18 protein-coding genes and 2 riboswitches are annotated in these 13,996 nt (G+C 41.4%); of the genes, 13 read left to right on the forward strand and 5 right to left on the reverse strand.

Translation table 11 applies throughout. The annotated features are described in order from the left end of the window. Positions 1 to 35 precede the first annotated feature (35 nt). Complete coding sequence (locus MKY20_RS17235) at positions 36 to 971, reverse strand: MerR family transcriptional regulator (RefSeq protein WP_251174559.1); 936 nt, start codon at positions 969 to 971, stop codon at positions 36 to 38. Positions 972 to 1,420: 449 nt separating this feature from the next. Between MKY20_RS17235 and MKY20_RS17240 the strand changes: the two genes are divergently transcribed. Then, the gene (locus tag MKY20_RS17240; protein WP_341002123.1) at positions 1,421 to 2,020 is read left to right on the forward strand and encodes a C39 family peptidase; all 600 of its coding nucleotides are present in this window, start codon (positions 1,421 to 1,423) and stop codon (positions 2,018 to 2,020) included. A gap of 43 nt (positions 2,021 to 2,063) precedes the next feature. Here the strand turns inward: MKY20_RS17240 and MKY20_RS17245 are convergent, their stop codons facing one another. After that, positions 2,064 to 3,125 carry an AbrB family transcriptional regulator gene (locus tag MKY20_RS17245; RefSeq protein ID WP_341002125.1) on the reverse strand — a complete coding sequence of 354 codons (1,062 nt, stop codon included), beginning with the start codon at positions 3,123 to 3,125 and terminating at the stop codon, positions 2,064 to 2,066. 141 nt (positions 3,126 to 3,266) lie between these two features. On the opposite strand from MKY20_RS17245, the gene MKY20_RS17250 reads away from it, so the two are divergent. Continuing rightward, positions 3,267 to 3,557 carry a hypothetical protein gene (locus MKY20_RS17250; protein WP_009334472.1) on the forward strand — a complete coding sequence of 97 codons (291 nt, stop codon included), beginning with the start codon at positions 3,267 to 3,269 and terminating at the stop codon, positions 3,555 to 3,557. Between the two features lie 42 nt (positions 3,558 to 3,599). Here the strand turns inward: MKY20_RS17250 and MKY20_RS17255 are convergent, their stop codons facing one another. Then, complete coding sequence (locus MKY20_RS17255; RefSeq protein ID WP_252246441.1) at positions 3,600 to 4,679, reverse strand: hypothetical protein; 1,080 nt, start codon at positions 4,677 to 4,679, stop codon at positions 3,600 to 3,602. Then, a complete protein-coding gene (locus MKY20_RS17260; RefSeq protein ID WP_009334474.1) occupies positions 4,672 to 5,238 on the reverse strand; it encodes a sigma-70 family RNA polymerase sigma factor in 567 nt (188 codons plus the stop codon). The genes MKY20_RS17255 and MKY20_RS17260 overlap by 8 nt, the downstream gene beginning before the upstream one ends. 378 nt (positions 5,239 to 5,616) lie before the next feature. Here MKY20_RS17260 and MKY20_RS17265 point away from each other — a divergent pair, with 378 nt between their 5' ends. Next, a complete protein-coding gene (locus tag MKY20_RS17265) occupies positions 5,617 to 6,366 on the forward strand; it encodes a Cof-type HAD-IIB family hydrolase (RefSeq protein ID WP_217024763.1) in 750 nt (249 codons plus the stop codon). A gap of 33 nt (positions 6,367 to 6,399) precedes the next feature. Here the strand turns inward: MKY20_RS17265 and MKY20_RS17270 are convergent, their stop codons facing one another. Further along, positions 6,400 to 6,861 (reverse strand): OsmC family protein, encoded by a 462-nt coding sequence (locus MKY20_RS17270; RefSeq protein WP_009334476.1) that lies wholly within the window; start codon positions 6,859 to 6,861, stop codon positions 6,400 to 6,402. A gap of 116 nt (positions 6,862 to 6,977) precedes the next feature. After that, positions 6,978 to 7,088: riboswitch (TPP riboswitch) on the forward strand. A 103-nt stretch (positions 7,089 to 7,191) separates the two neighbouring features. Between MKY20_RS17270 and MKY20_RS17275 the strand changes: the two genes are divergently transcribed. The 10 genes from MKY20_RS17275 to MKY20_RS17320 all read left to right on the forward strand — a co-directional run bounded on the left by MKY20_RS17275 (position 7,192) and on the right by MKY20_RS17320 (position 13,948). Beyond that, positions 7,192 to 7,953 (forward strand): 3-oxoacyl-ACP reductase, encoded by a 762-nt coding sequence (locus MKY20_RS17275; protein WP_217024768.1) that lies wholly within the window; start codon positions 7,192 to 7,194, stop codon positions 7,951 to 7,953. Between the two features lie 13 nt (positions 7,954 to 7,966). Further along, positions 7,967 to 8,794, forward strand: a complete 828-nt coding sequence (thiM, locus tag MKY20_RS17280; protein ID WP_019379792.1) for a hydroxyethylthiazole kinase — start codon at positions 7,967 to 7,969, stop codon at positions 8,792 to 8,794. Further along, positions 8,791 to 9,615, forward strand: coding sequence for a bifunctional hydroxymethylpyrimidine kinase/phosphomethylpyrimidine kinase (gene thiD, locus MKY20_RS17285; protein WP_019379793.1), 825 nt, complete (start codon positions 8,791 to 8,793; stop codon positions 9,613 to 9,615). The genes thiM and thiD overlap by 4 nt, the downstream gene beginning before the upstream one ends. Next, positions 9,605 to 10,273 (forward strand): thiamine phosphate synthase, encoded by a 669-nt coding sequence (gene thiE / locus MKY20_RS17290; protein WP_251174565.1) that lies wholly within the window; start codon positions 9,605 to 9,607, stop codon positions 10,271 to 10,273. Before thiD ends, thiE begins: the two co-directional genes overlap by 11 nt. A 101-nt stretch (positions 10,274 to 10,374) precedes the next feature. Next, on the forward strand, positions 10,375 to 10,689 hold the full coding sequence (locus MKY20_RS17295; RefSeq protein WP_019379795.1) for a hypothetical protein: 315 nt from the start codon (positions 10,375 to 10,377) through the stop codon (positions 10,687 to 10,689). Between the two features lie 146 nt (positions 10,690 to 10,835). Further along, on the forward strand, positions 10,836 to 11,591 hold the full coding sequence (gene xth, locus MKY20_RS17300; RefSeq protein ID WP_217024781.1) for an exodeoxyribonuclease III: 756 nt from the start codon (positions 10,836 to 10,838) through the stop codon (positions 11,589 to 11,591). 85 nt (positions 11,592 to 11,676) lie between these two features. After that, positions 11,677 to 11,955: a hypothetical protein gene (locus MKY20_RS17305; protein ID WP_217031096.1), complete on the forward strand. Its 279-nt coding sequence runs from the start codon at positions 11,677 to 11,679 to the stop codon at positions 11,953 to 11,955. 66 nt (positions 11,956 to 12,021) lie between these two features. Then, positions 12,022 to 12,121: riboswitch (guanidine-I (ykkC/yxkD leader) on the forward strand. A 73-nt stretch (positions 12,122 to 12,194) separates the two neighbouring features. Further along, a complete protein-coding gene (locus MKY20_RS17310; RefSeq protein WP_009334485.1) occupies positions 12,195 to 12,527 on the forward strand; it encodes a DMT family transporter in 333 nt (110 codons plus the stop codon). Beyond that, positions 12,524 to 12,838, forward strand: a complete 315-nt coding sequence (locus MKY20_RS17315; RefSeq protein WP_009334486.1) for a DMT family transporter — start codon at positions 12,524 to 12,526, stop codon at positions 12,836 to 12,838. Before MKY20_RS17310 ends, MKY20_RS17315 begins: the two co-directional genes overlap by 4 nt. 39 nt (positions 12,839 to 12,877) lie before the next feature. Next, entirely contained in the window at positions 12,878 to 13,948 is a 1,071-nt protein-coding gene (locus tag MKY20_RS17320; RefSeq protein ID WP_341002145.1) for an undecaprenyldiphospho-muramoylpentapeptide beta-N-acetylglucosaminyltransferase, read from the forward strand. The last annotated feature ends 48 nt before the right edge of the window (positions 13,949 to 13,996 follow it).

Consider the following 13,996-nt stretch of genomic DNA (forward strand, 5'->3'; position numbering starts at 1 on the left):
CATTAACGGCACAAACTTAAAAATAATTACATAATCTATTTCCAGAACTCCCACCATTTTTTCTCGGGTTCCTGTGCTGCAGCCGCGCTTCGGAAGGAGACGATCATATCCTGAAAAATCTCTTCCCGCTGCTTTACTTCATGCCAGTATTGTTCCCGTTCTTTATTAATGGTATCGATATAAATTTCTCTGTCTGTGTTTAACGTTTCTATCAGCGAGCTGATTTCGGTGCTGGTCACCTCAGCTGAAGATGAAATGTAATGAATCATGGTTTTGAACTCTTCAGAAGACGCTTCCGAGGATTCTGCCAGCTTGTTTGTCAAATGGTGAATTTGATCAGAAGTACGCTTCGTACTTTTCGCCACCCTTTTTGAAAGGGTTCCGAACGCTTCGGAAGTATTCTCAGAAGACTGCTCAATCCTTGCGCCAAGTGATTCAATTTCCGCTTTGGTTTTTTCTCCTGATTTATAGATCGAATCCGACAGGCTTTTAACAGTATGCAATGATCCTTTGCTAATTTCTTTCTTCACTTCGTCTAAAACTTCCTTTCGAACACCGCTGCGAATTTCATTTCTGACATCTGCAATTAAACTGTCCCTGAAACCATCCATCAATGCCATGAACTGTTCGGCGTCCATGACAGCCTGTTGCTCTGTATGTAATGATCTTTCCTGATTGACTGCCGCCAAGGATGTTTCATTTGCTTCAATACCAGTTTCAGAAGCAAAGTCCATATGTTTTTGCATTAATTCGCGGATCATATCCTTGCTTAAATTTTTATCGCGCATCTGCTTTACCTTTTCAAGCAATGCGATTTCATGGTCTGTATAAAAGCGGGCTCCCTGTTTTGAACGGGGAATAAGCAGAAGTCCGCTTAAATCCTTTTCCCATTGCCTTAATGTTCCAGGAGGCACATTCAGCATTTTCGAAACCTCTTTGATTGTATAAGCTTTCATATATTGCGTATCCATATTACTCAGCCCTTTCATAAAAAATAGATTCTGAAACATTCGGATGCCAGTTCCGAAACAACTTCTAACTAACTATTCAGCATGATATCCCGTGTTTTCCTGCCGCTTGACAAAAGCTATCAAAAGAAGACGATATTCATCAGAAAAAAGCAAAAAGGAGCCATTCTGACAAAAAACATGAAGAATTTGACAGCCAGCAAGTTATTTGTCATATACGGACGTGTATGTCACAATGAAAGCTGTGTTTAGCAAACTAGAATATTGAAAAACTGCAAGTGTTTAAAGGGAGTAGGTAAAGTGGCTAATAGAATTATTGCTTTGTCTGTTGCTACAGGGGTTGGTTTGACGCTGACCTTTGGAAGCATAAAGATGGGTAGCAGTGAACCTTCAAAAAAAATGAAATACACTATAGTGCATTTCCGCATGCGGAGGCAAACCATGTACCGATTGTGAAGCAGGAAATTCAGAAAAAATCCGTTCTCCTGAATGTGCCATTGTACAATCAAATGGATAGTCCCCGTCTGTATAATGGATGTGAGATTACTAGTTTAGCAATGATTATAAATTATGAAGGCATTCAAGTATCTAAAAATAAATTAGCACAGGAAATTAACCGGGTGCCGCTTAGATATAGCGGAGGTGAATACGGGAATCCAAATGAAGGCTTTGTCGGCAACATGGAGGATGGACCAGGATTAGGCGTTTATCAGGGGCCAATTTTCGAACTGGCGAAAAAGTATTTTCCTGAACGTGCTGAGAATCTGACTGGCAAGCCCTTTAAAGTGCTGCTCGAAAAAATTGCAGAAGGTTCGCCGGTCTGGATTATAACAACTGCAAGCCTATCACCCGCAGCATCCTTCGAAACCTGGAATACACCGGGCGGACCAGTTGATGTGACATTCCAGATGCATAGTGTTGCAATTACCGGATATGACGAGGAATATATCTATATTAACGACCCGTATGGCACAAAAAATAAAAAGGTGCCCAAACAGCAGTTTATTGAAGCCTGGGAGCTGATGGGTTCACAGGCCATTGTCATTAACTAGAATAATAGCAAAAGAAGGGGCTGCCGCTTGCAGTCCCTTCTTTTTAGCTTGAGGATGCTAATTTCTTAAACTTTACAAAGATCCATTTTAAAAATGGAGGTACTACAAAGAATATAAAAAACAGCCGAAATAGTTGATAGCCTGTTACTATGGCTAAGTCTGCGCCGGTTTCATGGGCGATTATGGCCATTTGGTCCATGCCTCCGGGTGCAAGACTCAAAAAGCTGGTGGCAGGGGAAAGGTGAAAAAAGTGCATAATCATAAAACTAAGCAGCACCGAACCCGTAATGAGAAGCAGGCCGCTTAAGGCAGCCAGTGAAATGGTTTTAAATTTATTTGCCAGCTTTTCAGGCTTCATCATCATGCCGATGTGAGCCCCGATTAATAGCTGTGATAAATCCAAAACAAGTGGCGGGAGTTCGGGTCCGTTTATACCGGAAATGACAAGGGCCGCTGTTCCCATAATCGGAACAAGAAGGTACGGGGTAGGGAGCTTCAGGCGTTTGCTTAGGATAATGCCGGTAAAAGAAACGAAGACAAAGAGTAAAATACCAGGGAATAAATCACCCCATAAAGGTTCTGCAGCTTCAAAACCGGGACCGACAGAGACATTCAGCCAAGGTCCGAATACTAGGATAGGGACGATGAAGATAATCATGGTCAGCCGTGCGACCTGCATAAAGGTAACAACCGTGATATCGATTCCTTTGACTTCCTCTGCCAGAAGAATCATTTGGGACAGACCTCCGGGAATACTGCCGATCAAAACTGTGGGATAGTCGATGCCCATTAATTTCGCAATAAGAAGTGCAGATATGGCGCTAAAGAGAACCATGCAAACGGTAATGAGCAAAATAAAAGGGAGCTTCTGCAGGATAAGCAGGACCGCTTCCTGTGTAAAAGAAAGGCCGATGCTGTATCCGACGATGATAATCCCGGCATCGCGAAATCCTGCTGGCCAATAAAACGGAATCCTGCTGAGCCGGCTCCCAATCATAACGGCAGTCAATGCACCAAGCAAAAAGGCGACCGGAATATGCAATAAAGAAAATAATACTGCACCAAATACAGCAGATAGTAAGGTGATCAATAAATTCTTATTCACAAAACAACCTTCTTTTTATTTAGTATACCTAAAGATATTTATACCATATAAAAACAATGAATGAATTACAAGTTTTATATAATCAAATGTTTTCATACAATTTATTAAAGAGAAGATCATTTTAGAGAAGGGGGACTAACCATGCCGGAAAAATTAAGCCATTTTGTTTTCATCTTATCGTTTATATGTCTCGGGTTATTTTTGATGCTGGGTTTTTCGCCTCTGTATGATATTTATCTGAATAAAATAGGCCATCGTCCATTTACGCTCCTCCTGCTCCTGACAGTCCTTGTCTTCTTCGTGAGTGTTTTTGTCTTAAAGAAAGTCCAAAACTGGCAGGCGGGCTTTCATGTATTATTTTCCATTATCCTCACCCTGTTTCTTTCATCCGTATTAGCCATCATCGTATTCTTTGGAGGCCTATTTAGGTAAATGTAAAGAGCCTGCACCATCAGAGGTACAAGCTCAGCCAATTTATTGGATTGGCATCCAGTTTACTTTCCATATTCCTTCACTGTTTTTGCTTAGGCCGAAGCCAAACCCATCCTCTTCAGATATGGAAATATAAGCTGAAGAGTCATCGATAATGACTTCTTCTAAACGGGCGTTCTTCACTCGATGCAATAATGTCTGTTTTTCTGGGATAGATGAAGACTCGTTTATAGCATCAAGGTAATGATTCAGGGAAGGAAACGGTTTTCCGATATCCTGATCATGGTTAAACAATGCATATTGAGTATAATAATCCTCAATTTCCTCTGCAAACAGATAGAGCTGGAATACTTCTGCCGGGCTTAAACCTCTTAAGATTTCATCCGTTCCTCTTAAAGAAAATTCTTTAAACACATGGTTTAATGGCTCCCGAAGGACCAGTTCCATATTATTATTTAGGGCCAGCTGAAATGGAACAGCTTCCACTTGAGGATCTTTTGGAGTTGCCACCTCTAAGACTTCAGCCTGATGAACAGAGCCTTCCCCAGCGCGATATCCACCTATAATTAAAGAAGCATTCTCTTCTGTAATTGGTTCGGTTACACCGAACACCTTTTTTAGCTTCTCCTGATCCGTCTCATTAAAAGTTATTTTTATGTTCTTGCCATCCATGAGCGGCAGTACTTTTAAGGAATCATGATCAGGCAGAAAGTATACAATTTCTTCCTGGAAATCCAGAGTGCCTGTGACCTCTGCCTTCCCAGTAAAAGCTGCAGAAAGGTGCCCGTATGAGTCCTTCTCGAAATTATTCAATTTCCAGTTGTTTAGCATAGCGCCATCTGCAAGGCCGGGATAAAAACCTTTATCTGCAATGGCGGTCTCCTGTCCATTTTGCTTGTTCAATACATCTGTCTGAATCCCGGCAATCCCGCCTATCAGTATGACAAACCCGGCAGCGGCAGCTGCAGAAAGAAGTTTTGGAACATAGTCTTTTTTTCTGGTTCTAACAGCAAAAGTGCCGATCCGGTTTCTAACTCTCTGTTTTTCCTCTTCTGTGAAAACAGATTCTTTCGTCCATGCAGCCTTCAATACTTTCTTCACTTCCTGATTCAGTTCAGCCATGCTGTTCACCTCTTTCTGAAGCAGATAGTATCTTCTTCACTTTTTCCTGTCCTCTGTACAGCCTTGTTTTAACAGTAGAAATAGGGATATTAAGGGTCTCACTTATTTCTGCCAGACTGAGATCCTGGTAATAATGGAGAAGGAAGACTTCCCGGTATTTTACTGTGAGGGATTCAATCGTTTTCAGCAATTCTTGATGTTCATCCCGTTCAAGAAATGATGCTTCCGGATCTTTTTCTCTAGCCTTTTTCAGGAAAAAAACCTTTTCATTCATGACCATATTGCGGTAATGCCAGCTTTTAAGATAGTCTTTGCTTTTATTAATAGCAATTGTGAAAATCCATGTTTTAAAAGAAGATCTTTGCTGGAAACTTTCCAGCTTTTCATAAACAGTAATAAAGGTATCCTGTGTTAAATCACTGGCCGCATTCCAATCATTCACATAGCTGTATATCAATCTTTTCAAAACGGTACCATACTCATCCATGATCATTTCAAGAACGAGAGCACGGTCTACTTGATCAGCAATTGACCGCTTTACATACTCATCAGAGCTCACATGACTGCCTCCTTGCTAAAATGCCAGCTGCCTATTCCGGCTGCCTTTTGTTTGACTGACAGTTAGACGACAGATGCAAGAAAATCGCTTCAACTTTTTGGCATTTATTAAGCTTATTCAAAAAAAGCGGAGACCATTTAGGAGGCTCCTATATAAATAAATCTACATCAATGCATAGGTTAAGAACAGTAGGAGCAAAAATAATATGGGAGGCATTCATCAACACCTCATTTATTGAGTAATTCCAGCCTTTACATTTAGATTGGGAATAATAATCCCTATATTGAAAAAATGATTCTGCCCAAGTGCTTTGTTTTTGATGGGAGGATTGTTTATTTATATAATGGCTATATTGTGCAAGAAAGAAGGGAGATTATTATGTCACAATCAAATATTGCTCCACAGATCAAATTAATCGCTCTTGATATGGATGGAACCTTGTTGAATTCCAGAGGGGAAATTCCTGATGAAAACCGTAAGGCCATACGAGAGGCAAAGGAAAAAGGAATTGAAGTTATTTTGAGCACTGGAAGATCCAGGCTTACGGCAGGCGACCATTCCGATTCTTTGGAATTGAACTCCTACTTGATCACAGTCAACGGCAGTGAAATATTTGGCCCTGATGGTGAATCAATCTCAAGGACTCCAGTTGATTCAAAAATAATGGAGTGGATGTGGAACCTATCCCAGTCACATAAGACTAATTTCTGGGCAACAAGCTGCGAACGGGTTTGGACGAATGAAATGCCTGAAAATATTCATGACCATGAATGGCTTAAATTTGGATTTGATATATCAGATGATGAAATCAGGGAACTCATTCATAAAGAGCTTCAAACAAAAGGGGATCTGGAGATTACAAATTCCAGCTTAACTAATATTGAGGTAAATGCTCTTGGAATCAATAAAGCTAAAGGTATCCAGAAGGTAACAGAGCTTCTTGGCATTTCGATGGAAAATGTAATGGCGATGGGTGACAGCTTAAATGATATTGCCATGATCGAGGAATCAGGCTGGGGTGTAGCAATGGGAAATGCGCAGGATATTGTGAAAGAAACAGCGAATGCTATTACGGGAACTAATGATGAAGCTGGTGTTGCACAGGCAATCCGAAAGTGGGCTCTTTAAAGAATAAAAACCGGCAATCATGCCGGTTTTTGGTTATTTCGAAGGATTTTTGGCAGTTAGAATCGTTTCTTCTAATTCTACCTCTACATTACCTTTAATCGCCCTGGAAATCATACAGGATGCTTCAGCTTTTTGCGCCAGCTTGCGCGCAAGTGAATGATCCTTTTCAGTCGCATCCGCCTGTAACAAAATAACAGGGCGATGAATAATTTTCTTGTATGTAATCACACCTTTAGTTACATCTACAATACCGGTTGATTCCATCGTAAGGTTTTCTTTCTCGAGTTTACTTCGTTCCATCATAGCTGCCAGGGTAATAATATAACAAGTTGCCGCTGCCCCCAGCAGCATTTCATCCGGATTTGTTCCGATTCCGGGTCCTTCCATTTCTGGCGGAATGGAAACCTTTGTTTTAAGCCCGCCTGTTTCAATTTCTCCAACATCATTCCGAAGTCCTGGCCAATATGCTTTTAATTGGAATTGGTGTTCAGCCATTCTTTAATTCCTCCAAGTTATGTATTTCTATTTACACCTTAAAGAGGAACAGGCAGAATTGCAAGACTTTACAGATTTAACGTTTCAGGCTAAGATGAAAACAGCCAACTTAATAGTTTTACTGCTAGGGGTGCCCGATGCGCGGGCTGAGAAAGAAACCGGACTGTTTTTTACCCTTCGGACCTGATCTGGATCATACCAGCGTAGGAAAGTAGTAATTGCGGGGAACGACTAATTCTCTTAGATTATTCAGCCAGGTCCAATTGCGGATCTGGTTTTTATTTTGTTCTCTAAAACAGATGAATTGGCTATCAATAAGGAGGATTTTCTATGAATCTTAACGATCAGATTGTCATTATTACAGGCAGCAGCAGAGGGCTGGGCAAAGAAACCGCAAAAGCATTCGCGAGAGAAGGAGCGAAAGTTGTCATTAACTATTTCCATAGCGAGGAAAAAGCCCATGCTCTGCAGAAGGAAATTGGCGAAAAAGCCATTGCCATTCGTGCTGATATTCGGGACAGTGTTCAAGTGAACTCCATGTTTCAAGAGACGAAGGAACACTTTGGAGCTCCCATTACAACTATAGTCAATAATGCACTGGTAAACTTTCAATTTGACCCTATTTCGAAAAAAGATGCAGAAACAATTAAATGGGACGATTACAAAAGCCAGCTGGAAGGTGCAATTCTGGGAGCATTGAACACAGTTCAGGCAGGTCTTGAAGATATGAAAAAACTGGAGTTTGGCAGGGTAATCTCGGTCGGCACCAATCTATTCCAGCATCCAGTTGTACCCTATCATGACTATACGACCAGCAAAGCTGCTTTATTAGGCTTCACCAGAAATATGGCGAATGAGCTGGGCCAATATGGAATTACGGCAAATATGGTATCGGGAGGTTTGTTAAAAACGACAGATGCCAGTGCTTCGACCTCTAAGGAAGTCTTTAAAATTATCGAAAACTCGACTGCATTAAGAAAAGTCACAGATCCTCAAGAAGTGGCTGATGCGATAGTCTTCTTCGCTTCTCCATGGGCAAGGGCAGTTACTGGACAAAATCTGGTTGTAGATGGCGGATTAGTTATGAATTAAAGGAGGATATTAGATGAACATTCAGGAGTTTAGCAGTCTATTGGAAAAAGTAAGAGTGTCAAACCCTCTTGTACATAACATTACAAATGTGGTGGTAACAAACTTTACTGCAAATGGCCTGCTGGCAATTGGGGCATCACCAGTAATGGCATATGCACATGAAGAGGCAGCTGAAATGGCTAAAATAGCTGGTGCATTGGTTCTCAATATGGGAACACTGACAGAAAAAGAAGTAAAAAGTATGCTCATAGCGGGTAAATCAGCAAATCAGCATGGGGTTCCAGTCATTTTCGACCCGGTTGGTGTCGGCGCCACGGCTTATCGCACAGATACAGCTAAAAGAATATTAGAAGAGTTAGATATTACCATCATAAGAGGGAATGCTGCAGAAATTGCCAACGCGGCAGGACAGAAATGGAGTATAAAGGGCGTAGATGCAATTGAAGCAGCAGGTAACACTTCAGAGCTTGCTAAGTCGGCAGCAAAAGAACTTGGTGCAGTAACCGTTATTACAGGAAAACAGGATATCGTTTCAGATGGAAAATCCACTTTTGCCATTAACAATGGCCATCCTCTTCTAACGAAAGTAACGGGTGCCGGATGTCTTCTTACTTCAATAATAGGAGCTTTCGCTGCTATTGAAAAGGATCCTGTAAAAGCGGCAGTAACTTCATTGGTCGTTTATGGCTCTGCAGCCGAAATCGCAGCAGAAAAATCGGATGGCAAAGGACCAGGCACTTTCCAAATAGAGTTTTTGAATAGCTTATATAACATTTCAGCTGCAGATGTTGAATCATATGGCTCTTTTGAAAAACGACCAGTTAGGAGGCAATATAAATGAAAGTGAACAAAGCTTTAACCATAGCGGGTTCTGATAGCGGCGGCGGCGCGGGCATTCAAGCTGACTTAAAAACATTTCAGGAACTCGGTGTTTTCGGCATGTCTGCTTTAACTGCGGTAACGGCTCAAAACACCAAGGGTGTTCAAGGAGTTTATCCAATGACAGCAGAGGCAGTTTCTGCTCAAATTCAGTCGATAGGAGAAGACCTCAGACCTGACGCTGTGAAGACAGGAATGCTTTTTAGTGCAGATATAATCGAGAGTGTTTCCAATGAAATTGTGAGATACGGCTGGAAAAATGTCGTCATAGATCCAGTAATGATAGCAAAGGGAGGAGCAAGTCTTCTTCAGAATGAAGCGATATTAGCGATGAAAAAGCATCTTATCCCTCTCTCTCTGGTGATTACCCCGAATATTCCAGAAGCAGAGGTTTTAACGGACATAAGAATTCGTTCACTAGAGGATAAAAGAGAAGCAGCAAAAAAACTGCATCACCTTGGAGCGAAAAATGTCATCATAAAAGGCGGCCATGATGAAGCAAAAGACATAGCAGCAGACCTTCTTTTTGACGGAGAAAGTTTTTCGGAATTTAAAAGCAGCAGAATACAAACAGCCAACACACATGGAACAGGCTGCACTTACTCGGCTGCCATCACCGCTGGCCTCGCTGACGGTCTTACCGTGCCAGAGGCTGTTGATCGGGCAAAAAAATTCATCCAGGCAGCAATTGAAAATGATTTAGGAATTGGCAGCGGTCATGGACCTACCAATCACTGGGCGTTCAATAAAAGGAAGAAGGAGGCTGAAGTATATGGCTGTTAATCCGCAGGCAATGAGAAGCTTATTAAAAGTATACTTCATAATGGGCAGCACAAATTGCTGCCAGAATCCTGAAAATGTCCTTCAAGCAGCCATCAAGGGAGGCATTACGTTATTTCAATTCCGTGAAAAAGGAGCAGGATGCCTTCATGGTAAAGAAAAGGAATCGCTCGCAAAAAAGCTTCAAGCAATCTGCAAACAGAGCAATATCCCTTTTATTGTCAATGATGATATTGAATTGGCAGTTAAAATAAATGCAGATGGTGTCCATATAGGCCAGGACGATGAAGCAGCCGATGTGGTCCGCAGGAAAATTGGCAGCAAAATCCTGGGAGTCTCAGTGCACAGCATGCAGGAAGCGGAAACAGCGATCCGTCAAGGCGCAGATTACATTGGCATAGGGCCTATTTATCCGACATCCACAAAGGCAGATGCCAAAGCAGTACAGGGACTTACTTTTTTGACAGAATTAAGATCTGCCGACATCCAAATTCCTGTTGTAGGAATAGGCGGAATTACTTCTGAAAATGCATCTCCCCTAATTGAGGCAGGAGCAGACGGTGTTTCTGTCATTTCTGCAATCAGCCAGGCGGATTCACCAGAAAAAGCAGCCGCCAAGTTATATGATTCAGTAAATAGAATAATGAGAAATGCCCATTGATTTGGGCATTTTTTATTGTATGCATGTTTGAAATTCTAAGGTTTATCCCAATCTATTGAGGATAGCTCACTAACAAACAATAGAAACAGAGGGATGAACAATTGAAAAAGTGGATGGAATCAGGCCTCTATGTTCAAGTGGCAGCTTTCATGCTGGTCGTCTATTATGGCTTCATTTCAGGTCTTGTGGCTGAGGAAACTCATATCGCAGAATTCGAAGGTAGAATAGAGGAAAAATATCGGCAGACCTCGGTTGATAATTACTTGAGCAACTTCAGCACGCATGAAGAATATTGGATTCGGCTGGATAATGGCAAAGCCTTTGAGCTGACGGCATCATTATATGAAAGTATTAAGCGGGGTGAAAAGGTCAAATTAGTGCAAATGAATGCCGGTACCATGATATTCAGGCAATAGAGCACCGCTAATTAAAGTATGCTGCATTTGCCAGTAATTTTTGTTGTTTGCCATTCCCGTTACAGTACTTTAACTGTGCAAGTATTGAATATCCGTGGTAATGTTGTATTCAGACAGATTTTTTAACATAAGGAGATATAATAGCAATGAAACTCGTTTCATGGAATGTGAATGGCATAAGGGCATGTGTGAAAAAAGGATTCATGGATTACTTCAAAGAAGTGGATGCAGACATATTTTGCATTCAGGAATCCAAACTGCAGGAAGGACAGATCGAGCTCATACTGGAAGGCTATCACCAATACTGGAATTATGCGATAAAAAAAGGATATTCCGGTACAGCTGTATTTACAAAAAAAGAGCCGCTCTCTGTTCGCTATGGATTGGGCGATGACGAAACAGAACCTGAAGGCAGGATTCTCACGCTTGAGTATGAAGGCTTTTATCTTGTTAATGTCTATACTCCGAATTCACAGCGTGACCTGGCCCGGCTTCCATACCGTCTTGAGTGGGAAGAGCGGATCCGGGAGTATTTACTTGGCCTGGATCAGATTAAGCCTGTGATCATGTGCGGGGACTTAAACGTGGCTCATTTCGATATAGATTTAAAAAATGCAAAATCCAACAGGGGCAACTCAGGCTTTACTGATGAAGAACGTGGAAAAATGACAAGACTGCTTGGATCCGGGTTTGTTGATGCATTCCGCTATAAATATCCCGAAGCGGAAGGAGCATATACCTGGTGGTCCTACATGGCCAAGGTAAGAGAGCGGAATATCGGCTGGCGGATTGATTATTTTATTGTGTCCGAAAAGCTAAAAGAAAGAATACTAGATTCACAGATCCACTGCGACATTATGGGCAGCGATCATTGCCCGGTAGCGCTTAAATTGGAAATCTAAAGCGAAACCCCTGCCAGTTGCAGGGGTATTGTTTTAGTAAAAAAGGCAATAATTGAATTAACATTAATCATAAAGGATGGGGTAAATGAACAAAACAGAGATGCTGAAGCTTTTTGTTCTTATTGAAAGAATATATCCGCCTTTTCGGATCAAAAACGAAATCGTTAATTATTATTTTAATTATTGCCAGCAATTCGACTATGAGATGGCTCTGAGCTGCATAATAGGTCATATAAGAAAAAGCCCCTATCCGCCATCACTCAGTCATATTGCATCGAGATGCTCATTGCATTCTTTATCAGCTGAAATATCAGACAGCCGGAATTGGGAAAAAGAATATGTCCTTGCTAATCATGTGTCTTGATATCTATTTCCATTCATTATTATGGAAAAGGGGCTTTTATTTTGTTATAATGCCAGTAAATCTAATAAAAAGGTTTTCTAGGGTTCCGCAGCAGCTGCTGGCCTGGTCCGAGAGAAAACTCATAGCTATAAAAGCTATGCCACGGAAGGATAAAAGCCTGGGAGATACTGTTCATCAGATATCTTCCGGGCTTTTTTCTTTTTTCCGGGAATAATATTCGTAAAAAAGGGGCTGATTTCATGCAGTGGCTGAAGGTATTTATAGCCGCATTTTTTGAAGTGTTTTGGGTGATTGGGTTAAAGCATGCGGATGATCCATTATCATGGGCAGGGACCATCCTATGCATAGCAGTCAGTTTTTATTTGATGATAATGGCTGGCAAAGTCCTGCCTGTGGGAACGGTATATGCGGTCTTTGTGGGCTTGGGCACTGCTGGTACAGTTTTATCTGAAATTGTATTTTTCGGAGAGCCTTTAAAATTATCTAAAATAATTCTTGTTCTTATTTTGTTATTAGGTGTTTTAGGCTTAAAGCTGGTGACAAACGAAGATAAAGGAGCTGAAGCTTCATGAGCTGGGTGTTTCTTATTCTGGCTGGGCTTTTTGAAATGACAGGTGTCACCATGATTAACAGCTGGCACAAAAAAAGGAATTGGCAATCATTTTTCCTGCTAATTGGCGGTTTTGGCGCCAGCTTCATATTTCTTGCGCTGGCCATGAAAGAACTGCCGATGGGGACAGCCTATGCGGTCTGGACTGGAATTGGTGCCGCTGGAGGAGCCATTCTTGGCATGATTCTGTACGGAGAGCCCAAAGATGTAAAACGGATATTTTTTATTGCAATGGTATTAAGTGCTGCAATCGGACTTAAACTTGTATCTTAGATGTATAATGTAATTAAAATTGGTTTAGGCAGGTAGGAAATGAAAAAAAATACAATTGTTTTTACAGGGGGCGGCTCTGCCGGCCATGTGACTCCAAATATCGCCATAATAAATGAACTTTCCCAAGGGGAATGGGATATTCACTATATCGGCTCAATAAAGGGAATCGAAAAAGAATTGATTTCTGAAATGAACATACCTTATTACGGAATTAACAGCGGAAAACTCCGCCGCTACATGGATAAAGAAAATATAAAAGATCTTTTTCGTGTATTAAAAGGGATTATCGAAGCACGAAAGCTGCTTAAAAAGCTGAAGCCAAAGCTTGTATTTTCAAAAGGCGGATTTGTATCGGTCCCTGTTATAATTGCGGCAAGCTCATTAAAAATACCAATATATATTCATGAAAGTGACCTGACTCCAGGACTTGCAAACAAAATTTCTCAGCGGTTTGCAGACAGGATTTTTACTTCATTCGATGAAGCTGCGTCGCATTTTCCTGCAAGAAAGACTACGGCTATAGGATCTCCGATCAGAAGGGAAATCTTCTCCGGTGAAAAGGAGAGGGGAAGGGCGCTTCTAGGGTTTACGGATGAAAGGCCAATCTTGACTGTAATGGGCGGCAGTCTGGGGGCTAAGAAAATGAATGAAACGATCCGGGAATCCCTTCAGGAGCTGACTTCTATATACCAAATTGTTCATCTATGCGGCAAAGGTCAAAAGGATGAGAGTTTAATAAACATTAAAGGCTACAGACAATTTGAGTACATCAGCAACGAGCTTGCTGATATCCTCACTGCTACAGATACAGTCGTCACCAGAGGAGGATCCAATGCCATTTTTGAATTCCTTGCTTTGAAGCTTCCTATGCTCATCATCCCGATAACCAAAAAACAAAGCAGGGGGGACCAAATACAAAATGCAGAATCCTTCTTAAAAAAAGGATTCTCCCTTACATTGGAAGAGGAGAAATTAACAAAAGAAAGCCTTCTTGAATCCCTGGATAAACTTGAAAAAAGACGAGGACAAATCATCAATAACATGCAAGCCTCGCCAATGAGCGATGCACTAACGGTTTTGATAAAGGAAATTAACAAACACCGCAGATAATTTTGAGTGCAGGCTTTTATATGATCTTGGCGACGGAAATTCAGTGGC

This window comes from Cytobacillus sp. FSL W8-0315 (assembly GCF_038002905.1).
GTDB classification, from domain to species: Bacteria; Bacillota; Bacilli; order Bacillales; family Cytobacillaceae; genus Cytobacillus; species Cytobacillus pseudoceanisediminis.